Raw genomic sequence first — 22,412 nt, forward strand, 5'->3', positions numbered from 1 at the left:
TTTTACTCCTTTCTACTTCTCTTACAATTCCTTGCTTGCGGTAAGTTATTACTATTCATATAACCGATTATTGAGAATCCAATTAATATGATGTTTAACGTAATCGGATTAAAAGGTTGTATAAAACTAACGATATTTGTAAATCCCGCCGCAGCTGTCAATATTAATAGTATAAATGTATGAAGAAAAAATAATTTTTGTTTTGAGAAAGGTAACAACCAGATAACCCCAAACACAATTTCCAAACAACCAATTATTTTAATTATTACGAGAATATGATTTTCTGAACCAATAAGACTGGAAAGCATCTGCACCTCTTCTGGGTGAGTATATAAAATTTTCGGAATCAGTCCTTGATAAATCCACACAAAAGATAGTAAAAAGCAAATGAGATAATATGTAACCGCTCTTTTTAATAATAAACGTGGATGAAATCCTTTTTCTAACCACAATTTTAAGGCGTCAAAACTCCAAGCAGTTGCCCACCCTAATAACGGACGAAATATGTATGAATCTATAAATCTTCCTATACCTCCAAATCTCGTTTCATAATCATACTGCGTTTCAAAGCGAACCTTATTCTCATTCGGTGTATACTTCCAATAACCTCTCCCTACCGCAATTAACGAAAGGTTACTATCTGTCCAAAATTTCAGTGACGAAATGCGTTCCCCGCCTTCTTTTTGTAATTCTCCTATTGATTCTCCTTCTCCAGCAATTTCAAATCCGAAACCAATTTTTGTTTTATATAAAAAACGCTGTGGTTCGCCTTCGTTTTTTTCTAAATACGATATTTCTGTAAACCGTGCATCCCATTCAGTATGTATCTTTGGATCTTGTGTATACTTCCAAAGTTCATCCATTGTTGTTTCAATTTCCATTTTTACATAAATAGGGTTTTGTTTTTTCATTCACACTCCTCCATTCATATGTTAAATATTGCAACAATCACCCCTTTTAACCATATTTTATATTATTTTCATTCTACCAATAAACAGTTTTAATTTTCAAAATAATTATAACCCACTTAATTTCTCTTAACATTTTGATTACTATGAAACAAATGTTACCAACAACTTCATACAACCAATTACTCTCGCCTAATGACGTGAGATAGAGGTCGCAACTTTTATGAGTATTCTATAGGAGACACAGAGATTGTCAGTGAATGTAGATGAAAGGAAAAGTTGCCGAAGCACTTCATGAATCATTTATGGTAAAAATCAAACCGTTTGTATCAATTCATAAAAAAACAAAGAGCCGACTTCCCAAAGCACCTATGTGCCTTTGGGAGATCGGCTCCTTCTTACGTGTCCACCGATATATCGGCGGAAATGGTACATTTATCGGCGCTTCTCTCACTAATGGAAAGCCCGCCCAATTGGGCTTTTACGAGCAGTTTTCTTCCCCGTACTTCTCCAGCCTTTACTGCCCGTTAATGCGGGATAAAGATTCTCCGACAATATTTGATACAAAAATAGTCTAGCTCCTGAAGCTGTGTCTTTTAGAACAAGTGAATGTTTTGCTTTTTGCACTCTTCACGCATTTCATCTGGCCACACTGAAGACTGCACTTCACCGATATGTGCTTTACGTAAGAAGTACATGCACATTCTTGATTGCCCAATGCCACCACCTAGTGTTAGAGGCAGTACATCTTCTAAAATTCCTTTGTGGAAATCGTATTCACGTTTGAAATCTTCTCCTGCTGTTGTTAATTGTTCATCAAGAGATTTACTGTCAACGCGAACCCCCATAGAAGATAGCTCAAATGAAGACTGCAGTACTGGATGCCAGAATAAAATATCTCCGTTCAACTTCCAATCATCATAGTCCGATGCGCGTCCATCATGTTTTTCACCAGAGCGCAGTGCCCCGCCAATCCCACTAATAAAGACTGCACCGTGTTCTTTTGCAATCGCATGTTCACGATCCTTCGGTGTTAATTCTGGATATTTATCCTCAAGCTCTTGTGATGTGATAAATACGATCTCTTCTGGTAAATACTTGCCAAGGAACGGGTATTTTTCAAACAGATAGCTCTCTAATTCTTTGAATATTCCGTAAATTGTTCGTACTGTTTCTTGTAAATAATCCATTGTACGCCATTCTTTTTGAAGAATTTTCTCCCAATCCCATTGATCAACGTAAATGGAATGCGTTGCATCTAACTCTTCATCACGGCGAATTGCGTTCATGTTTGTATATAAACCTTCACCAGCTTCATATCCATATTCATGCAAAGCGAATCGTTTCCATTTCGCTAGTGAATGTACAATTTCTAACTCTTCTCCTGAATGCAGCATATCAAATTCAATTGGACGCTCCACACCGTTTAAATGATCGTTTAATCCTGATTTTTTCGTTACAAATAATGGTGCAGATACACGGAATAATCCAAGACGCTTTGATAATTGCTCTTCAAAAAATGTTTTAACTTCCTTAATTGCGATTTGTGTTTCTCTTACTGTCATTAATGTTTGATACATGATGTTTTCCTCCTAAAATGTTTTGATGTAATGAGGAAAGAAACCAATAAAAAAAGCCCTTCTTTCCCAAAAAACTGGGACGAAAGACTTTGGTTCCGCGGTACCACCCAAATTAGCAACAGAGGTTGCTCACTTATCAGTACGGAGATTAGAGATCACTCGATACTGTTCTTCTTGTAACGGCGAAGTTCCCGGCTAAGTCTACTTTCCTAAAAAGGATTTCGGTTAGCGACTCCAGGAGGTTCTTCATAACAGGCTTCGTATCAGGCTCACACCATCCCTGACTCGCTTGGACTACGTCCTATTACTACTCTTCCTTTCACAGTCGTTTTACTGTCACATCTCTGAAACATTTTATTAATGTTTATTCTATACAAAAAAATAAGAAAGTCAACAAAAAGTTTTAAAATATTTTTCAATTCTTTATTTTGTGGATTTACAAATAATTCATGTAAAAATATATTCGTAAATCCATTACACAATGAGTCACACTTCAACAAATTATTCTGTCTTATTAGTACAGATAAAATGTAAGGAGGATCTTCATGAGTAATGTAACAAATAAAGCTTCTGAATGGTTATACGTATTTGTATTTTGCACCGCTGGGATTAGTGTCGTTTCTCAAGGTTTCATCATGATTCCAATCGAAAGTCAACTTATATTCTATTTTCAAATCCCTAAAAATGTTACCTATCTCTCAAGCAGCATATTTTCCATTTTCTACGCCATTGGATTCTTAATTTTCGCTCCTCTTTCCAATCGATTTGGAAAGAAAAATATATTAGTTCCCGGTCTATTCGCTTTGTCCTTTTGTACGCTGGCGATTAGCGTTTGCAAAATATACAACTTATTTTTGTTCCTTAGAGCTTTACAAGGACTAGTAGCAGCTACATTTACTCCTTTAGCACTTGCATATGCATTCGAATTGTTTATTCCAAAACGTCAAGGCTATGTTATCGGGATTTTAAGCACAGCGTTTACAATGTCTAGCCTATTAGGACAAATACTCAGTAATTGGTTTATATCTCAATACGCTTTTCCTACTCTTTTTTATTTTTTCGCTTTCATTCATCTTTTATGTGCAATAATCTTATCTTTCATTCTGCCTACATCTATCAAAAGTGATCGTCCATTATCTATGGCATACTGGTTTGATATGTTTACATTATTTCGCAATCGCTACTTAGCAATTTGCCTTGTGATTACCTTTACGCAATTTCTTTCATTCGTTGCCATTTATAGTTCTTTACATCACTTATTAATCCAAATGTATCACCTTACAAGTCATGAAATTTTGCTCTTTCAATGCCTTGGCTTAATTGGAATGTCTATTTCTCCTTTTATGAATAACTTTATTACACATATTAAAGCCCCAAAAATGATTACATTAGGGCTTCTGATCACGTGCACCGGAGTACTTCTGTTCTTGAAATGGGATCGTATTTATTTTCTCTCTATCACTACAATCCTATTTGCGGCAGGAATTTCAATCGTACTACCTTCTATCATTTTTCATATTGGACAAATAAGCGGGAAGAAAAAAGGAGTTGCAATGGCCCTTTATACATTTACTTTATTTCTAGGATCTAGTATAGGTCCTTATATCGGGACCAAAATGATGTTTAAATATGTCGTACTTACTATTTTCTCTATCTTATTCTTGACTATCCTAATATCACTTTCTTTACGAAAGAAGCAAAGTTATTTCTACGAAAATATACAAGTTAATCAAAATGATTAACTTGTAACAATATAAATAAGAGCTGTTCTAAATGTCATGACATTTAGAACAGCTCTATGTTTCAATCTTAATTTTAATATCCGGAAATACGTTTCAGCTTATCTGGATTTACGACATAAAAAATCTGCTCAATTTGATTGGTATCTTGCTTCCAAGCGAAACTGAAAACACCAACTACTTCTTCACCTTTTACTATGAGAACACCTGGTTGATTATTTACCAATACTGCTTGTGCTTTTTTCCCGGCAAAGAATTTCGTAGCAATAGCAGATAACAAACTTAGTACACGTTTTTTACTAATAATTTGATTAATAGCTGTAGCGACGTTCCCTCCTCCATCTGCAATAAGTGTTACATCGCTAGTAAGAATTGCTGAAATTTCTTGAACGTTGCCTCTCGATAAAGCAGAAATAAACTTATGAATTTGCTCTTGCTGAATTTCGTATGATGTAGAATTTTCATCAAAAGATACATTCATTTTCTTCTTCGCACGGCTAAACACTTTACGGCAATTCATCTCCGTTATATGGAGTAAGTCAGCGATCTCACTATGTTTTAAATTTAACGCTTCTTTTAGAACATAAACTGCTCGCTCTGTAGCCGAGAGTTTTTCCATAAGAACAACAAAAGTATAATATAGTTGGTCATCTTGAATGATTTTCTCTGAAGGATCCCATTTCATGTCCTGTACAATCAGCTCTGGCAACCACGTACCAACATAAGTTTCTCTTTTTTTTCGGCTTGATTGCAATTCATTTATACAACGATTTACAACCATTCTGCTTACATACGACTTTATGTTTTTAATATCAGTTGGATGAATTTCTTTCATCTGCAGTTTTATAAATGTATCATGGACAATATCTTCGGCATCGCTTAGAGATCCAAGCATTTTGTATGCTATAGAAATAAAATAAGATTTGTACAATATGTATAATTCATTTACATCCAAGTTATTTTGTTTCATGTTAGTCCCTCCTCAAAACTCCTTGATTCAAAAATCTAATATAGTGTGCAATCAAAAGTACCCTAGAAAAAATTTTTCTAGGGTGTACCTATGCAAATTTCTCTACAAACGGACTTTCAAAAATAATCTTCTTATACTATGAAAAAGATTCTACAAATGATTTTGAAACCCTTTAGACCAAGAAGGATGAATGGGCTCCCACCCATATTCTTTTCGAGCTTTCGTATTTGAAGCGCCGCGCTCACCACGATTACTGCCAGCTTGAAAAGAAGGCTGAAGTGCACCAATTGCAGAAGCATAAACAGGCAACCAATCATTTCCTGATACAGGATGATTATCGACAATGTTGATCGGACCAGTTGGCCAATCCAGTGCCAATAGTGCTGCTCTAGCTGCATCTTCTACATGTAGAAAAGAAACAACACCATCCGTTGCTGCCATTTCTTGTCGTCGTACTTGATTTGCAATCATTCCATCTGTTGCATACCAAGTTCCTGGTCCATAAAGTGTTCCGTAACGAAGGATTACAAATTCCGGCATTTGAGACACTTTTTCTTCTAACGCCATAATACCTTCTATCGTTGTTTTTCGCGGAAACGGAGCAGTAATATCTAACGTTTCCTCTTCTGTAGCAGGTTCCTCTCCAGGCTCATATGCCCATGAAATACTTTGTGCAATCATTCGTCTAACACCTACTGATTTTGCTGCATCTACAAGATTTTCTGTCCCCTCAATTCGCATTTTCGCATTATCCACCGAGCTTCCCGCACTTAACGATGTAAGTTGATGAATCACTACATCCGGCTGACTCTTTTCTAATGCAGAGAATACAGCATTTCGATCAAATGCATCGGCCACTACTGGCTTTGCATCCAAATTTGTAATTGTGCTTGCCCGTGATTCATCACGAATCATTCCGAACACTTCATGCCCCTCTCCTACTAACAAAGGAATTAAAGAACGTCCGATTACACCAGTTGCCCCGGCTAGAAAAATTTTCATTTCTATACCTCCCATATACGTTTCAACTTATTCGTCTAGTTTTTCAGACTGCTATTTTGCTGTTCATATATAAGACAAATTGAGTTTATAAATCGTGACATAGATAGAAAAAAATTTACCGCAATAAAGAATCCTTTATGAATACACTAGATTTTACAACTTATTTACGATTGCTTCTACGATATTTTCAACCGTCATCTCCCCATCAATTACGTAGTCAGCATTAGGTTTCACACTTTTCTCCATCTCTAAGTATGCCTCTCTCCCAGCTTGCAAGTATACCTCACATTCGAAAAGAACCTCATCAATAGTATGTAAAGGATTACGAATAAATCTTCTCGCCATTGCTATATCTAATGGCGTATCAATATAAAACGAAATGTCTATCACATCTTTCATCTCATTATTAAGGTACGAAAATGGATAGTCCAAAATAATGTAATCTACAACTGAATCATTTAATACTGATAGAATATCTGTCATTATGGGACTAACATTCCACTCATTATAATCTGCACCTTTTTCCATCCATGCACAAATGTCACTTGGCCCCTCTAAATTATAATCATCAAAATGAAAAGTCTTAGCGTTATTCAGTCTATTAGCTAACTCCTTCGTAACGGTTGTCTTACCGCCGCCAGATACAGCTGAAATAGATATTACTGTTGTTTTTTCCCCCATATTACTCCTCCATGAAATAATAGAATTTTAATCTCTTTCCTATCCCTTTACTCTAAAATAATCTTTTGCGGGAGTCTATAGTTACAAATGGGCGTATATTAAACAGTAAAAAAAAGCAACTACTCAGCCATACACCACTTATTACCTTTCAGCACATAGATTGCTGCCGTGACGATACAAATGACAATGCACCTTGCTGCCTTTCTTTGTTACCATACTTTGCACATGACAGAAATAGGCAATGACCGCTTCTATGCATGGCCAGTCCCTCCCAGGCCATTTAAAAAAAATGCTTTTCTACCTTTTTTACAGAGTAACTGAGTAGTTACAATGTATTCAAGATTTAACCCCTTTTACATAACACATTACTATCAGCAAAAATTAAAAGATTTCTATTAGCGGGATAAACCTGAGAATTTTGCGCATTACTGTCCATGTTATGATATACTATTATATCCTGCTGTTCATTTTTATGAGCAACTGTCGGAAAGGAAAAAGTCATAAACCCAAATTTTATTTTAAAGATTTATTGACTACTGTGGAAACAGATTTGCTATACAATAATAACGGAGTGATTATATTATATGAGTAAAGCTAAAGGTAAAGGTGGAACAGGTAGAGGAACAGGCAGTAAGGGCTGGAACCGATGGAAAGCCAGTGCCAACAAAAAAAAGAGTGCCAAACCTTATACAAGCAAAGGTGTTAAAAAAGCGGGTGGCGCAAAGACAAACAGTAATACAGGTGACAAATCCGAAAGATAGGGACTGCTATTTCCGCTTGGTATCTTTCGTGTAAGTGTAAGATAGATGTTGTGTGGGTTTATTTTGCGGAGAAAAGCAAAGATTTAAAACAACAAAACAAGTGGTTACTCATTGTAAAAAGATAACTTTTAAAATTCATTACTACGATAATCTATATTATGAAAAAAGCTATTCTTTTAGTAAGTACTTATACAAAAGAATAGCTTTTTTATGATATGGATACAGTTTTCTATTTACTTGATGACGATATGACAGAACCACTTATAGAAATTTTCAAGTTATATTTAAAGCACAATATCGTAATCCTTTATTTTAATCGTCTTCAGTTAACCGCTTCGCTTCAAAATACAACACTTGAATAAATTTCTTCGTATTAATTCGTGTATGACCGGTCGTTGATAATGATTCGTTTGTTAACTCTGTCATTCGTTTACGCACGATTGTAAAATCAAAAAATTTCGGAGCATAGCTTTCAAATTTTGGATTCGAAAAATCTGTTAAACCGAGAGAAGCTAAGTGATTGAGCGATTGATAAATCGCACGGCGCACCCTTTGTTCTGAAGCTTTTCTTTCTTTATCAATTTCTCCCTCTGAAGCCATTTCACCTAACTTTTTAACAGTAATATGTTGAAAAATATCTTTTAATACTGGAACTCCATGTTCAAAGGTTTCCTTCTTTTCGTATTGATATAAAAATTCCAGCATACTTAGTAAATCTTTACTTCCGTTCTCTCCGGCGATTCCGAGCTCCGATAATAAGTAACGACCTGAGTCCGCTATTTTTTTCTCTTCTTGCAATGGTTCATTTCGAACTTGTGGTTGTTCCCATTGAAATACATTGTTTAATGATTTTTGAATATCTTGAATAGACCGTTCCAAACGAATACGCTCTACCACTTTTCGTACAACGGATACAACTTCAATTTTATTAAGAGGTTTTGTAATATAATATTCAACACCAAGGGAGTAAGCTTCACCAATTAATTGTTTTGATTCTACTTGAGAAATCATAACCACTTTCCCCGCAAACGACGGGGCAATGTGCCGAACCGTTTCAATCCCATCGCGAATTGGCATTAATAAGTCAATAAATAATATATCTACTTTTTTAAAATTTAACTGATCTCCTTCTACGAAAGCTCCATCTTCTGCTTCTCCCACTATTTCTCCAAGATCCTCATCTTCAATAATTTGCGCTAACATAGAACGAAATACTTCATCATCATCTATGATGTAATAAAACATAGGCTCATCCTTCCTTAGTCAGGCTAGATTCCGGCAGCCGTACAATAAACTTGCAGCCTCTTTCAGCGTCTCTGTCTTGTAGTATAACCTCTCCACCTAGTTCCGTCACCATCTCTTTTATATAAGATAGACCAATTCCTGTTGAAGGTGTTCCTGTTTGATCATATTTTGAAGTAAAACCAGGCTTAAATACTAACTCCTTATATTTCCCCGAAATGCCCGGACCATCATCTATTACTTCAAACGTGACAACCGCCCCTTGCTTCTTAACATGAATTGTAATTGCACCAACACGATCAATTGCTTCTACAGCATTCGCAACTAAATTATTTAAAATCGACAAAACAGTATATACATGATACTGCGTATGTTCCCCTTCTATCTGTTTAGAAAATACAATTTCCTTTTGTAATAACTGTGCGTATTTCTCGTTAATTCTTATAATCATTTCCGCCAGTTCATTTCCATTTATATATTCCGAAAGATCTTTATCTAAAAGAAGTTTAGATAATCCTGCAAAAATTCTTTGATTATCTTTTTTGATTTCGTGTACTTCTCCTGCAATTTTTAGCGCATTTTTACTATACGCCTCTATATCATTCCCAGTGCTTCCTTTCTGTTGTAAATCTCGATATAATTGGTACGCTCCTTGTGTAATCCTTTCCGCATTTTGCAGCGTTTTCTTCAAATGAACAGATTCTACATACAAATTAGAAAGATGCATAAACATCTTTTCATTTTCTTTCCGGACCTGCGCCTCTTTTAATTTTGTCTCATATAAACTCATCATATTTAAAAAACCGAGCGCAAAAAAACTACGGAAAATAGCAATAATAATAATTTTATTGCTTTCTGAAACTGTAATGACCGTACTCAGCACAAAAATATGATAAAAAGCAAGTTCTGCCATGCTTGAAATAATTTCAATCGTAATGCCAAAACATCCGATAAAAAATGGTTTTTGATGAAATCGATTTACTTTGCATATTGAAAAAAGACTTCCATATACGAAATAATAAAAGAAGACTGGATAACGCATACAAAAGGAGTCTGAGAAATGAAAAGAACCTTGTAGCATCCAGTCAAGGCCAATTCGAAATGCTACTACAGATGCCCCAACAAGAATTCCTGCTACAGCAGCTGGAATTTTCCTTAAAAATAATAGTAAAAAGAAGAAAATCGGTGTTCCAAAGCTAACACGAAACGTATCATTAAATGGATGAAAATTCAGTTCTCCAGCTATCGGAACAGTCAAAATTAAAATAATTAACAGCGAAATATCTTTCTTCCACAATTGATGCCAGTTCAAACACGTCACTTCCCATTAGTTAGTTTTGAAACATAATAAGGAAAGCCCGCTTATTATATAAACGGGCTCTATTCCTATGCTGTTACTTTTTCAACTGCTTTTATTTGACGATAAACAGGTTGCCACATTACATCTTGAACAGCCTTCCTGATATCGTTATCACTTAATACCTCACGAGCAACACCTTCAGCAACCGCCGCTTTTGCTACTTCAACAGCAACGATCTCTGAAATATTACGCAGTTCTTCTACTTCCGGAAGAATTGGTGCACCAGGTTGACTTGTATCTACCATACTTGCTACCGCTTCTGCTGCTGCCGCAAACATACCATCTGTCATCACACGAGCACGAACAACAATTGTACCAAGACCAAGACCCGGGAAGATAAGTGCATTGTTAGATTGCCCAATTACATAAGTAACTCCATTATATGTAACTGGCTCGAACGGACTACCAGTTGCAACAAGCGCTCGCCCTTCTGTCCAAGAAATTAAGTCAGCTGGTTTCGCTTCCGCAAGAGGCGTTGGATTAGACATTGGTAAAATAATTGGCCTTGCCACATGTGCTGCCATTTCTTTTACAATTTCTTCTGTAAACGCACCAGCAACTGTTGACGTTCCGATTAAAATAGTTGGTTGTACATGTTTTACAACTTCAGCAAGACCAATCGTTTCTGATTGCTTCCATTGTTCGACTTCAGACTTCTCACGTGCATAAGGACGTTGGAAATCAAGAAGATCATCCATATTATCAGTAAGTAAACCATTACGGTCAATACACCAAAAACGTCGGTTTGCTTCTTCCTCGGATAAACCTAAGCGCACCATCGCATCACGTACTTGATCTGCAATTCCAATTCCAGCAGTACCCGCACCAAAGACTACAACGCGTTGTTCACAAAGTGGAACACCGGAAGCCTTCACAGCTGATAACACAGCTGCCAGTGAAACAGCGCCAGTTCCTTGTATATCATCGTTAAATGTACATACGTTATCGCGATATTTATCTAAAATTCTGCGTGCATTACGCGAGCTAAAATCTTCCCAGTGCAGTAATGCATTCGGAAACTTGTTACATACAGCGTTTACAAACAAATCAATAAATGTATCATACGCTTCTCCGGTTACACGAGGATGACGATTTCCGATATAAAACGGATTATTTAATAAATCCTCACGGTTTGTACCAACATCTAAAATAACAGGTAATACACGACTTGGATCAATACCAACTGCTGCTGTATAAACAGCTAGTTTTCCAATGGCAATATTAATACCACCTACGCCCCAGTCTCCAATTCCTAAAATACCTTCACCGTCTGTTACAACAACTAAATCAATATTTTCTGCAGTTGCACCAATGTTAGCAAATGCGTCCTCAATACCATTTGGATCATTAACTGATAAATACACACCACGTGGTTTACGATACTCATGACTATATCTTTGAATCGCCACGCCAACAGTTGGCGTGTATACAATCGGAAGCATTTCTCGCAAATGATCTGTAAGCAAACGATAAAATAGTACTTCATTACGATCATGCAGTGCTGTTAAGTATACGTTTTTTAATAAGTCATCCGGCTGTGAACAAAATTGTTCATACGCACGGCGTACTTGTTCATCCAATGTTAATACAGCTGGTGGTAACAACGCTTTTAATCCTAATTCTTCTCTTTCCTCTGTCGAGAAAGCGACACCCTTATTTAAAAGTGGTGTTGCTAATACTTCCGCTCCTCGTAATGCCGTTTCTAAATTTCCATCCGAGGAAACTGTAAACTTACTCATATAACCCCTACCTTTATGTATATATAACATTTCTATATTGTAAACAAAAAAAGGAGGAAAGTCCCCCTTTTTTTAATTTTTCTTTAAAAGAGATGCTCCCGCAATTCCAGGATGCGTCATTTCAAACGGATCTAAAATCAAGTCTAATTCTTCTTGTGATAATACACCGTTTTTCAAGCAAAGCTCTCTGACAGATTGACCAGTTGCAATTGCTTCTTTGGCAACGCGAGCTGCTGCTTCGTATCCGATATGTGGATTCACAGCTGTAATAATACCAACGCTTTGCTCAACATACTCTCTCAAGTGCGCTTCATTTGCTTCAATTCCTTTTAAGCAATTATCTGTGAAAGCACGGAAACCGTTATTCATAATACTGATTGATTGAAGTAAGTTGAATACTAGCACTGGTTCCATTACATTTAGCTCTAATTGGCCTGCTTCTGAAGCAAGACAAATTGTATGGTCGTTTCCAATTACTTGGAACGCAATTTGGTTAATCACTTCTGGCATTACAGGGTTTACTTTCCCTGGCATAATAGAAGAACCAGGTTGACGAGCTGGAAGCATAATTTCACCTAACCCAACGCGTGGACCAGATGCCATTAAGCGCAAGTCATTTGCAATTTTTGACATATTCATCATACATACTTTCAATGCAGCTGATACTTCTGTATATGCATCTGTATTTTGCGTTGCATCTACTAAATCCTCTGCTCCAACAAGTGGCAATTTACTAATAGTCGCTAAATGTTTTACTACAGCCTCAATGTACTGCGGATCTGCATTTAATCCTGTACCAACAGCTGTCGCTCCCATATTTACTTCATATAAATGTTGACGAGATTTCTCGATGCGTTTAATATCGCGCCCAAGCACACGAGCATATGCTTTAAACTCTTGTCCTAGACGAATTGGTACAGCATCTTGTAAATGCGTACGTCCCATTTTAATAACATGATCAAATTGCTCTGCTTTCAACTCAAAGATATCACGCATATATCCCATCGTTTGTAATAACTCTTCTAACAAGTTTAACGTCGCAATATGAATTGCAGTTGGGAATGCATCATTTGTTGATTGTGCCATATTCACATGGCTATTTGGACTAATATAATGATAATCGCCTTTTTCCATTTCTAATAATTCAAGAGCACGATTGGCAATCACTTCATTTGCATTCATATTCATAGAAGTTCCAGCTCCGCCTTGAATCGGATCAACGATAAAATGCTCGTGCCATTTCCCCTCAAGAATCTCTTGTGCCGCCTCTGCAATTGCTGTACCTTTTTTTAGTTCTAATCGTCCAACATCTGTATTCGCAAGCGCCGCCGCTTTTTTTACAATCGCAAGTGCTTTAATTAATCCCTCATGAATTTTATAACCTGTAATCGGGAAGTTTTCGACTGCACGCATCGTTTGAACACCATAATACGCATGCATTGGTACTTCTTTCTCACCTAAAAAATCTCTTTCAATTCGCACATCTTTTGTAGCTTCAGTTATTGTTGCCATATATGTTCACTCCTCAACTTATTTTGTCCCACATTCATATGTAACCATTCTCCTAGCTCAAATTTTACAAGAAATAAAAAATGAAGCAGGAGATATACTATTTGTGATAAATCAATTCGTTCACGAATAATCAACGAGAGATAAAAATCTCTCACTAATTAAACTTTCAATTTATGCTGCTTTTGTTTGACTTACAGTTTCTACATACTGGTCTGCTTTCGCTTGATCAAATTCACCTTCCCATTTCGACATGACAATCGCTGCTAATGCATTCCCTAATACATTGACAGATGAGCGAATCATATCTAAAATGCGGTCAATACCAGCAATTAAAGCAATTCCTTCTAATGGAAGTCCCATCGAACCTAATGTTGCCAATACAACAACAAAGGAAGCGCCAGGAACACCAGCCATTCCTTTAGACGTTAACATTAAAACAAATAACAATGTAACTTGCTCTGTTAGTGACATGTGTACACCGTACATTTGCGCTACAAATAGTGACGCTAACGCTTGATAAATAGCTGATCCAGTTAAGTTAAATGTATAACCAGTAGGTATTACGAAAGATGCAACGGCCTTCGGACAACCGAACTCTTCCATTTTTCTCATAATATTTGGTAAAACAGCTTCTGAACTCGCTGTTGTAAAAGAAAGAATCAATTCTTCTTTTAAAATTTTCATTAAGGTGAAAATGTTTACTCCCACCATTTTTGCATTTATACCTAGTACAACAATAACAAATAACATAACTGTTACATAAACTGCCACCACTAATTTCCCTAACGGAAGCAGTGTAGCCACTCCAAATTTTGCAACCGTAACAGCAATTAATGCAAATACACCAACCGGAGCAAATTTCATGACTTGATTTGTCACCCAAAACATTGCTTCTAATACACCTTCAAAGAAATGAAAGACTGGCTTTCCTTTTTCTCCGATTGCAGCAACCCCTAAACCGAATAACACTGAGAAGAAAATAATTGGTAATAAGTCGCCTTGTGCAATAGATTCAAACACGTTTTTTGGTACAATATGAACAATTGTTTCTGCAAAACCTTTTTTCTGCGTTGCATCAGCTGTTGCTTTGTATGCTGAAATATCACTTTGATGTAAATGGCTCATATCAACGCCCGTTCCTGGATGGAACACATTTGCTGCTATTAATCCCATTAAAATAGCAATCGTCGTGATAATTTCAAAATAGAGTATAGTTTTTCCGCCTAATTTACCGAGCTTCTTCATGTCGCCCACACCAGCTACCGCTACAATAAGTGCAGATATAACAATTGGAACGACGATCATTTTAATTAAATGAATAAAAATATCTCCAAGCGGTGTAATATAGGAAATAGCTGTTTTATTCCCATAAAAGATTGCCCCTACTACAATCCCTAAAATGAGCGCTACAAAAATTTGTGTAGCTAATCCGAATTTTTTCATGTATTTTCATCCCCTCCATGCGAACGCTTTCAATTTGTATGTATAAAAGCTTATTCACATGATATAGGTGAACCTACAAAATCAGACAAAAACCTACAAGTTTGTCACAAAACTTTCGAATTTTTTTCTTGAAATATTCACTTATGTTGTCAAAAGCAATATAAAAGTGATGGAGCATTCAGCTTTACTACTTGCTCGTGACTATCATTTACCCGTCCATCTCTGTAACTTTGATGAACAAGGAGTCATGATTAGGAGAACATATAAGTCGCTGCCTTGCAGAATACAACATGACTGCTACTCGCTTTCTCCTTTTGTTTTAAACCTTGCATGTGGCAGGAAATGGCCCTGACCGCTTCTATACATGGCCAGATGCTCTCGACCTCCTAAAAAAGGGGTTTTTATGTCGTTTTCTAACTTATATGTATGTACATTCACAAATTGTTAAATACAACTACTGGTTCTTCTATAGTATTATTGTTCACAACTACGTCCGCACAATCCTTTGGTTCATGCTCTTCTATGTACATATGACAAGCCGCATGATATCGCTGTAAAAACATTTCACCTGCCTTCTCTTCACTTCCAAAAGCTTGCGCTTCCCTCTTGGAACCACGTTCTCTAGCAATCTTGAAGTCTGTTTCTACAAATACTTTATAGTCAAATAAATGTTTTAGTTCTTCCTTAAATAAAAAGGTTCCATCTACTATAAATATTGTATCTTCTGATGCTAGTACAGGTTCAGAATGGATATACATATCGGTCTCTAAATCGTGTGATTGTATTTCATAACGCATCGTACCATCAGATCCTAATGGCATTAATAATCGTTCAGAAATGGCTTTATAATCATGAGCATCTTCATAATACCCCTTCGCTGATTCCTTCCCCTGTGAATATCGAATTGCTCTTGGATTGTGAAAGTGATCGATACTCGTTCGAATTACTTTTCTTCCTTGATTTTGAATTTCTTTCGCCAATTCATTTGCAAATGTTGTTTTTCCCGAAGCTGTAATACCACTAACACCCACTCTTACTGGATGATTTAATGTAAGCGCACACATTTTCTCCGCAATCTCACGAATAACATTTTGACGTTTCACTCCAATTCCTCCTCACGGAATCCAGCCACACACTTTCTTTTACTAATGGAAAATAATTCTTTCCTGCCATTCTAGTTTATCATCCAAAGTATATGTTGTAAAAATATGTTTTCGTTTCTTCAAAAATCATTATGAATGAGAAAAAATGCAGCATCACGCTGCATTTTCTCTCATTCATATTTCTGCTTCTATAAGTAATAATTAAACATCCCAACGATCTTTTCTTTACATTTCTCTAAAAAGGATAAATGATTTAAAAATGTTATCGTCATTTCTTTTGAATCTTGAATATCCTGTGCTAATGCCTGATTTACTTGTTGCAGAAGTGGACCACCCTTTATATAGAAATTCATCTCATCATTGATATAAAAGCTACGTGGAGTAAAATTCGCTGTTCCGATAACAATTGTTTCATTATCAAATACCATAGCTTTTCCATGAAACATCCCTTTTTTATATCCATATACCGAAATACCATTCTCGACCGCTTTACGAATATAAGGGTATGCAGCCTCTTTTATAAAAGGAATGTCCGGCTTGAAAGACCACACTATTTTAATGGAAACACCACGCTGCCTTGCTTGAATTAAGGCATTCATAAGTGTTTCATCTTTTGGTATAAAGTACGGAGTGGCAATTACGATAGAGTGTTTTGCCTGTTTTATTAATTCAATATACTTTTGGATTATATCATGACCATTATAACTAGACAGTGTATATAACGTTTTCCCTGGGATACTCTGCTTAGAAATACTTGCTATCGCTTCAGAAGTATCTCGTTTCCAGTCTAATGCAAACTGTTCTTCTAAATCCTTTACCCCGTCTCCTGTTATTCGTATATGATAATCTCGCCAATATCCAAATTTCTTATTTTTCCCTAAATACTCATCTCCTATGTTAAAACCACCACTATATCCTATTTTCCCATCGATCGTTGTAATTCGGCGATGATTCCGATGATGTAGCGAATAAAAAAAGAATGGCAATTCAGCTTTTCTACTATATGTAAAATGAACACCACTTGCTTGTAATTCATTTTTCATTTTTGTTTTGAAAGACAAATCATTAATCCGATCGACTGATAGGTATACTTGTACACCCTCTTTTGCTTTTTCTTTCAACAGCTTCAAAAAAGTATGGCTGCTTTTATCATCTGAAATGATAAAAAAATAAGTAAAAATTGAATGTTTCGCCTCTTTTATGTCAGAAAATAGCTGCTGATACAAAGATTGTCCATCAACATATAGTTGAAAATCACTATAGTGAAGTTCATATTCTTTCGTTTGATTTTTTTTCGCTTCTATTTTTCTTCCCAGTGTAACATCAACATGCATGCAAACAAGCAGTAAAACGAATATAGCAATAATAATAGAAATAATTCGAAGTATTTTTTTCACCATTTCGATTTCCTTCCGCACAAAATAATTGCCTCTACATAGTATTTCAGCAGAAGGTGCTTTTCATGCTTGTTTACAGAGCGTTTCATATTATTTTTTACTATTATTTATACATACGGGGAGGAATAGATGAAAAATCTTAACGCAAAAACACCTATTGTCTTTATTCCCGGCCTTTTTGGTTCTATGAGTAATATTCATACCCATATACATATACCCAAAACGATTAAAATAAAGCTTTCATCAAATTAAGTTACTAATGGCATCTTTCAAAATGAAAGATTCTATTTTCTATTCTATATGTTGTTTCACGACATATATCGTGTTACGATGTGGTTTAGGAGATGAAAAAATGGACAAAGAGATGATGAAAGGAAGTATCGATATACTTGTACTCTCTATAATTTCTCACTATGATACTTATGGTTATGAAATTATTCAAAAACTAAAAGAACAAAGTAACGACGTTTACCATATGAGTCAAGGTACACTATATCCAGCACTCAAACGAATGGAACAAAAGAATTTGATTGAATCTTACTGGAGAGAATCAGAAACAGGACAAAAGAGAAAATTTTACTGCATTACTGTAACTGGCAAGCAGGAACTAGAGAAGAAGCTGAATTATTGGGGACAAATCACTGCGCTTATTCAAACTTGCAGGAAAGGAGAATTCGCATGAAAGATTTTGAAAATTACATAGAATGTATTGTAAAAAAGAGTAATCTAGATAAGTCAGCCCGTGAAGAACTAGCTTTAGAATTGCTTGATCATCTTACTAGTTTAAACGAAGAATATATTAGAAAAGGGATGTCAACAAAACAAGCAAAACAATTAGCCCTACAACATTTTGGAGAACCAAATTTTATTGGGAGAGAACTTCAAAAAGCTATTTTTCCATATGAAAAATTCATAAGGCGCTCTGCATGGTCTTTATTTGTTCCTTACATATTATTCTTTGTTTGGTATCAGTATTTAGGAAATAGCGTTGGTCGTGAGTGGTTTCTTAGGATTATTGAGCAATTTTCAAGAAATCATGATGTAATGTGGTTGCTTCGTACTTTTATTGATATCACACCTTTCTATACCCTTTTTCTGTATAACATACCTGGTTATTGGGTAGCTCATGCAGTTAAACCTATTATTTTATTGATTCCATTGGGATTTTTAATTCCTATTCTATTTCATAGGTTCCGTTCTTCTAAAGCAGCTTTTATGCTCTTTATTAAATTAACTTTAACAATTGAGTTGTTGTATATTGTCATGTTAGTAGGTACTTTTGACACTACTAGTATTATTTTTCATTTGGTTGGCCTCTTAGTTGGGTTTACAGGATGGAAATTACTACGAAGGATACCGGTTAAGAAATTCCTTAAACCATCAAATACAAACTATGTGAAGTGATCGTTTTATTACAATTAATCTACAAAGTGATTTTGAAGGGGTACAGCATTCAACTGTACCCCTTTTCCATCTTTATTAAATAAAAGTCCTAGCATCATTATTACGCCCAAATTTATAAATAGCAATTAAGAAGAAGCAAATTGCAAAGGCGAATAAGATTAAAATGTTTAAATATAAATCTGCGAACTGCGTTCCTTGCTGTAATTTTGTGATTGTATCTAATAACCAACGCTGCGGAAGAAATTCAGCAATTTTTTGTACTGATGTTGGCATAATGTCGAACGGAAAGAAGCATCCCGCAAGCAAACATGTCGGTGTAATAATAATATTTTGCATTGCGTTTGCTGAACTCGAGTTTTTTGCAAAAGATACAATCGCTAACGATAAACCAATTGCAATTAAGCCAAATATCATCAATACTCCAATCAAAACCAATAATGGTATATTCGGATTAATATGAAATACATTGGTCATAAACAGTACCGTTACAATGATTTGTACCATCATGATCACCACATTAACAGCAACGTTAGATAATATATATTTCCTTCCGTCTATTGGTGTCGATAATAATCTAAAATACGTTCTATTCTCTTTTTCTTTTAAAATGAGTTCTGAAAAGTTCACCGCTGAAAATAACATAAACATCATAAGGTAACCAATCGTTTGATTCGTCATATCTTTATTTTTCGAAGTATCCTTAAGCGTATGAGCTGTTAACTTGAATGAATTCTTTTGGTAACTTGCATACATCTTGTCAAACTTACTTTGATCATCTTGTGCTACTTTACCCATTGCCGTTATATTATCCATATAATTATACAAATACGATTTGATAAAACCTGTAATTTGCGCACCTTTAATGGAGGAGATTTCAATGTGACTTGGCTTCCCGTCTCGAACACTTTGCGAAAAGCCTGAATCTAACGTAATGACCGCATCAAGCTTTTTTGAGGCAAGGCTCTCTTCTATTTCTGATGATTGAATTTTACTAATTTTTACATGGTCTAATCCTTCTATAAATTTCACCGTATCATTTGCGATATAATGATTTTCATGATTTACAATCCCAATACGCAATGTCCCCTGCCCTGCATTTCCATAAATCAGAAATGAAAGCAATGCTCCTGCAATTGGCAATCCGATAATAAGAAGTAACCCTTTTTTATTTTTCAAAAGTACAGATAATGTTTTTTGTATGAGCCATAAAATATCTTTCATATTATAGCCCCTCCCGTCTGCGTAATGCGATAATCGCAATCAATAAAAACAGTGCTGAAATTCCAAGATTTAAAGAAATGACCGGAAATGCTGCTCCTAAATCATTCGCATAAATAATTTTCATAATCGCTGTATTTGCCCATGTTAATGGCGACATATTTGTAATCATGTTTTCTTCGACTACAAAGTATGCTCCGCCAAAAAAAGAAGCTAACTGTACAACAACCATAATAACCGCTCTAGCTGCCTCACCTGTTTTCATAATATATCCCATTCCTAATCCAAAACTAATCGCGAGTAATACTTCTGTCAGTAAAATTAGAAACACTATACCAAGATGGTCACCCCAATTTGCCTGATACACAAACTTACTAAAGAAAATAACAAGAAGTACACAAAGTACATTTGTGACAAGACTACCCAAAATTTTTCCAATGAAAATTTCCGCTTTACTAACAGGAGAGGCAATTAAACGATCTCCGGTTTTTCGTAATCGCTCTTCGCGAATCAGAGAACTCCCCCCCATCGCACCGTACAAGACAATCATTGTCGTTGTTACAACCGCATAATAATCCATAGAACTTGGTTTTTTAGCAGCTTGTAAAGAGGTCTCTTTTATATAATCATCATGGTTCCCACTTGAAATCACCGTACTCACTTTCGCAGGATCTACTTTTGCAACTTCTACTACTACATTGTACTTATCGACAAATGTAGTAAGCATTCCCTCAACAATACTTCCTTCAATGCTATTTCGATCACTCTCATATAACTTCACACCATCTTGATTCATTTCTACATAGCCAGCATATTTGTTTTGTTTCACTTCTTCTTTTCCATCTACATCCGTAGAAACTTTTGTAAAGTGAATTCCCGATTTATCTGTTTCTTTTATAAATGTTTCAAAAGCCTGTGAGAACTTACTATCCGCTTCATCTTTATATAATATCTTTATATTTTTAATAGAAAGATTGTCAGTGTTAAATGCATTTGTTAAAGCTGTTCCCAAAATTAACATCAGTACAACTGGGAATGCCAACATAAAGACTAATGTTCTTATATCTCGAAACTCTTTTTTTATTTGCGTGATCGCAATATTGAAGATATTCAAGCAATGAACCTCCTTTTGTAATTACTCAGCCCTACATTCCATTTAGAAATTTTCAGCATATAGATTGTTGCCACGAAAATAAAAATGGCAATGCGCCTCACTGTATTTCTTTATTTTCATACTTTGCGCGTGGCAGAAATAGGCCCTGACCGCTTCTATGCATGGCCAGTTCATCTCGACCATTTAAAAAGATGCTTTTCTGCTTTTTTTCATAAAGCGGCTGAGTAGTTACCCCCTTTTTCTATTTATTATTAATCTCGTAATTTTCTTCCCGTCAATGTTAAAAACACTGTTTCTAAGTTAGGTGCCTGCTCCTCTAATGATCGTATTTCTATATCATGACTAATAAAATACTGAATGATTTTATTTAAATTGTTCACTCCTGTATCGGAATTCACTTTAATTACGTTTTCCTCTATTTGAACAGCCTTAATCCCGCTAATTTCTTTTAGTTGATCCACATCCATATTTTCAAGTGATTTTACTTCAATCCAAATATCTTTCGTATCCGTAATAATCGCTTTTAACTGTTCTTTCGTTCCTTCTGCAATTATCTTTCCATGGTCAACAATCGCAATTTGCGTACAGATTTCCTCTACTTCTTCCATATAGTGACTTGTATAAATGATTGTGCTCCCCATTTCATTTAACTTTCGAACAGACTGGAGAATGTAGTTCCTTGATTGCGGATCAATCCCTACTGTCGGCTCATCCATTATAATTAACTTCGGACGATGCGCAATCGCACAAGCAATGTTAAGTCTTCGTTTCATTCCACCGGAAAAGTTCTTTGGATAACTTTTATGTTTATCACTCAGCCCTACAAATTGAAGAGCTTCTTCGACTCTTTCCTTCAATTCCGCTCCTCGTAAACCATATAATCCTGCAAAAAACTTAACATTTTCATAGGCCGTTAACTCTTCGTAAATTGCTATGTCTTGCGGGACAATACCGATATTCATCTTCGCAAAACGGTTATGTTTCTTCACATTTTTCCCCAGTATACAAATCTCACCTTCGTTACTTCGTAATAACCCAGCAACCATATTAATTGTTGTACTTTTACCAGCACCATTTGAACCTAAAAAACCAAATATTTCTCCTTGTTTAATAGCTAAAGACATATTATCTACTGCGATGAAATCCCCAAATTTTTTCGTTAAGTTTTTGATTTCTAATGCGTTCATCATTTCACCCCTATTTTCGTTTCTCTGCTGTTATTATAAGCAAAAAAAATGA

General features: G+C 35.6%; 20 protein-coding genes, 1 riboswitch and 1 other annotated feature. Of the genes, 5 read left to right on the plus strand and 15 right to left on the minus strand.

Translation table 11 applies throughout. The annotated features are described in order from the left end of the window. Positions 1-2: 2 nt before the first annotated feature. A complete protein-coding gene (locus MR076_RS20595; protein WP_242223783.1) occupies positions 3-911 on the minus strand; it encodes a DoxX-like family protein in 909 nt (302 codons plus the stop codon). Positions 912-1,106: 195 nt separating this feature from the next. Beyond that, positions 1,107-1,209: riboswitch (Lysine riboswitch) on the plus strand. Here MR076_RS20595 and MR076_RS20600 point away from each other — a divergent pair. Further along, complete coding sequence (locus tag MR076_RS20600; RefSeq protein WP_242223784.1) at positions 1,175-1,486, plus strand: hypothetical protein; 312 nt, start codon at positions 1,175-1,177, stop codon at positions 1,484-1,486. (Overlaps the previous riboswitch by 35 nt.) A gap of 18 nt (positions 1,487-1,504) precedes the next feature. Here the strand turns inward: MR076_RS20600 and asnA are convergent, their stop codons facing one another. Next, complete coding sequence (gene asnA / locus MR076_RS20605) at positions 1,505-2,488, minus strand: aspartate--ammonia ligase (protein WP_242223785.1); 984 nt, start codon at positions 2,486-2,488, stop codon at positions 1,505-1,507. A 72-nt stretch (positions 2,489-2,560) separates the two neighbouring features. Then, positions 2,561-2,820: a binding site (T-box leader), on the minus strand. Between the two features lie 213 nt (positions 2,821-3,033). On the opposite strand from asnA, the gene MR076_RS20610 reads away from it, so the two are divergent. After that, a complete protein-coding gene (locus tag MR076_RS20610) occupies positions 3,034-4,230 on the plus strand; it encodes an MFS transporter (protein WP_242223786.1) in 1,197 nt (398 codons plus the stop codon). 73 nt (positions 4,231-4,303) lie between these two features. Here MR076_RS20610 and MR076_RS20615 read toward each other — a convergent pair whose 3' ends face one another. The 3 genes from MR076_RS20615 to MR076_RS20625 all read right to left on the minus strand — a co-directional run bounded on the left by MR076_RS20615 (position 4,304) and on the right by MR076_RS20625 (position 6,880). Next, positions 4,304-5,197, minus strand: coding sequence for a sigma-70 family RNA polymerase sigma factor (locus MR076_RS20615; protein WP_242223787.1), 894 nt, complete (start codon positions 5,195-5,197; stop codon positions 4,304-4,306). A 150-nt stretch (positions 5,198-5,347) separates the two neighbouring features. Further along, positions 5,348-6,199: an NAD-dependent epimerase/dehydratase family protein gene (locus MR076_RS20620; protein WP_242223788.1), complete on the minus strand. Its 852-nt coding sequence runs from the start codon at positions 6,197-6,199 to the stop codon at positions 5,348-5,350. A gap of 153 nt (positions 6,200-6,352) precedes the next feature. Continuing rightward, a complete protein-coding gene (locus tag MR076_RS20625; protein WP_242223789.1) occupies positions 6,353-6,880 on the minus strand; it encodes a nucleoside/nucleotide kinase family protein in 528 nt (175 codons plus the stop codon). Positions 6,881-7,464: 584 nt separating this feature from the next. On the opposite strand from MR076_RS20625, the gene MR076_RS20630 reads away from it, so the two are divergent. Further along, complete coding sequence (locus tag MR076_RS20630; protein WP_020060606.1) at positions 7,465-7,641, plus strand: DUF3934 family protein; 177 nt, start codon at positions 7,465-7,467, stop codon at positions 7,639-7,641. 312 nt (positions 7,642-7,953) lie between these two features. Here MR076_RS20630 and MR076_RS20635 read toward each other — a convergent pair whose 3' ends face one another. The 7 genes from MR076_RS20635 to MR076_RS20670 all read right to left on the minus strand — a co-directional run bounded on the left by MR076_RS20635 (position 7,954) and on the right by MR076_RS20670 (position 17,440). Beyond that, positions 7,954-8,886, minus strand: coding sequence for a response regulator (locus MR076_RS20635; RefSeq protein WP_242223790.1), 933 nt, complete (start codon positions 8,884-8,886; stop codon positions 7,954-7,956). 4 nt (positions 8,887-8,890) lie between these two features. Further along, a complete protein-coding gene (locus tag MR076_RS20640; RefSeq protein WP_277928562.1) occupies positions 8,891-10,195 on the minus strand; it encodes an ATP-binding protein in 1,305 nt (434 codons plus the stop codon). Positions 10,196-10,269: 74 nt separating this feature from the next. Further along, positions 10,270-12,012, minus strand: coding sequence for an oxaloacetate-decarboxylating malate dehydrogenase (gene malS / locus MR076_RS20645; protein ID WP_277928563.1), 1,743 nt, complete (start codon positions 12,010-12,012; stop codon positions 10,270-10,272). Positions 12,013-12,054: 42 nt separating this feature from the next. Beyond that, entirely contained in the window at positions 12,055-13,494 is a 1,440-nt protein-coding gene (gene aspA, locus MR076_RS20650) for an aspartate ammonia-lyase (RefSeq protein WP_242223792.1), read from the minus strand. A 171-nt stretch (positions 13,495-13,665) separates the two neighbouring features. After that, a complete protein-coding gene (locus MR076_RS20655) occupies positions 13,666-14,937 on the minus strand; it encodes a cation:dicarboxylate symporter family transporter (RefSeq protein ID WP_242223793.1) in 1,272 nt (423 codons plus the stop codon). Positions 14,938-15,371: 434 nt separating this feature from the next. Further along, positions 15,372-16,040 (minus strand): nucleoside/nucleotide kinase family protein, encoded by a 669-nt coding sequence (locus MR076_RS20665; protein WP_242223794.1) that lies wholly within the window; start codon positions 16,038-16,040, stop codon positions 15,372-15,374. 188 nt (positions 16,041-16,228) lie between these two features. Then, complete coding sequence (locus MR076_RS20670) at positions 16,229-17,440, minus strand: phospholipase D-like domain-containing protein (protein ID WP_242223795.1); 1,212 nt, start codon at positions 17,438-17,440, stop codon at positions 16,229-16,231. 349 nt (positions 17,441-17,789) lie between these two features. On the opposite strand from MR076_RS20670, the gene MR076_RS20675 reads away from it, so the two are divergent. Together MR076_RS20675 and MR076_RS20680 are read left to right on the plus strand one after the other, a co-directional pair. Continuing rightward, entirely contained in the window at positions 17,790-18,119 is a 330-nt protein-coding gene (locus tag MR076_RS20675; protein ID WP_242223796.1) for a PadR family transcriptional regulator, read from the plus strand. Then, complete coding sequence (locus tag MR076_RS20680; protein WP_242223797.1) at positions 18,116-18,841, plus strand: VanZ family protein; 726 nt, start codon at positions 18,116-18,118, stop codon at positions 18,839-18,841. Before MR076_RS20675 ends, MR076_RS20680 begins: the two co-directional genes overlap by 4 nt. 75 nt (positions 18,842-18,916) lie before the next feature. Here MR076_RS20680 and MR076_RS20685 read toward each other — a convergent pair whose 3' ends face one another. The 3 genes from MR076_RS20685 to MR076_RS20695 all read right to left on the minus strand — a co-directional run bounded on the left by MR076_RS20685 (position 18,917) and on the right by MR076_RS20695 (position 22,360). Next, positions 18,917-20,062, minus strand: coding sequence for an ABC transporter permease (locus tag MR076_RS20685; protein WP_242223798.1), 1,146 nt, complete (start codon positions 20,060-20,062; stop codon positions 18,917-18,919). A 1-nt stretch (position 20,063) separates the two neighbouring features. Then, positions 20,064-21,173, minus strand: coding sequence for an ABC transporter permease (locus MR076_RS20690; protein WP_242223799.1), 1,110 nt, complete (start codon positions 21,171-21,173; stop codon positions 20,064-20,066). A gap of 251 nt (positions 21,174-21,424) precedes the next feature. After that, positions 21,425-22,360, minus strand: coding sequence for an ABC transporter ATP-binding protein (locus tag MR076_RS20695; RefSeq protein ID WP_242223800.1), 936 nt, complete (start codon positions 22,358-22,360; stop codon positions 21,425-21,427). Between the last annotated feature and the right edge of the window lie 52 nt (positions 22,361-22,412).

Source organism: Bacillus cereus group sp. BfR-BA-01380 (assembly GCF_022663535.1).
GTDB lineage: Bacteria > Bacillota > Bacilli > Bacillales > Bacillaceae_G > Bacillus_A > Bacillus_A cereus_BB.

Coding starts and splice junctions, on each gene's coding strand:
- MR076_RS20625 (WP_242223789.1), bottom strand. CDS start 6,880: ATGGGGGAAAAAACAACAGTAATATCTATTTCAGCTGTATCTGGCGGC.
- MR076_RS20630 (WP_020060606.1), top strand. CDS start 7,465: ATGAGTAAAGCTAAAGGTAAAGGTGGAACAGGTAGAGGAACAGGCAGT.
- MR076_RS20670 (WP_242223795.1), bottom strand. CDS start 17,440: ATGGTGAAAAAAATACTTCGAATTATTTCTATTATTATTGCTATATTC.
- MR076_RS20620 (WP_242223788.1), bottom strand. CDS start 6,199: ATGAAAATTTTTCTAGCCGGGGCAACTGGTGTAATCGGACGTTCTTTA.
- MR076_RS20695 (WP_242223800.1), bottom strand. CDS start 22,360: ATGAACGCATTAGAAATCAAAAACTTAACGAAAAAATTTGGGGATTTC.
- MR076_RS20635 (WP_242223790.1), bottom strand. CDS start 8,886: ATGTTTTATTACATCATAGATGATGATGAAGTATTTCGTTCTATGTTA.
- asnA (WP_242223785.1), bottom strand. CDS start 2,488: ATGTATCAAACATTAATGACAGTAAGAGAAACACAAATCGCAATTAAG.
- MR076_RS20685 (WP_242223798.1), bottom strand. CDS start 20,062: ATGAAAGATATTTTATGGCTCATACAAAAAACATTATCTGTACTTTTG.
- malS (WP_277928563.1), bottom strand. CDS start 12,012: ATGTTATATATACATAAAGGTAGGGGTTATATGAGTAAGTTTACAGTT.
- MR076_RS20595 (WP_242223783.1), bottom strand. CDS start 911: ATGAAAAAACAAAACCCTATTTATGTAAAAATGGAAATTGAAACAACA.
- aspA (WP_242223792.1), bottom strand. CDS start 13,494: ATGGCAACAATAACTGAAGCTACAAAAGATGTGCGAATTGAAAGAGAT.
- MR076_RS20655 (WP_242223793.1), bottom strand. CDS start 14,937: ATGAAAAAATTCGGATTAGCTACACAAATTTTTGTAGCGCTCATTTTA.
- MR076_RS20615 (WP_242223787.1), bottom strand. CDS start 5,197: ATGAAACAAAATAACTTGGATGTAAATGAATTATACATATTGTACAAA.
- MR076_RS20600 (WP_242223784.1), top strand. CDS start 1,175: ATGAAAGGAAAAGTTGCCGAAGCACTTCATGAATCATTTATGGTAAAA.
- MR076_RS20675 (WP_242223796.1), top strand. CDS start 17,790: ATGGACAAAGAGATGATGAAAGGAAGTATCGATATACTTGTACTCTCT.
- MR076_RS20610 (WP_242223786.1), top strand. CDS start 3,034: ATGAGTAATGTAACAAATAAAGCTTCTGAATGGTTATACGTATTTGTA.
- MR076_RS20680 (WP_242223797.1), top strand. CDS start 18,116: ATGAAAGATTTTGAAAATTACATAGAATGTATTGTAAAAAAGAGTAAT.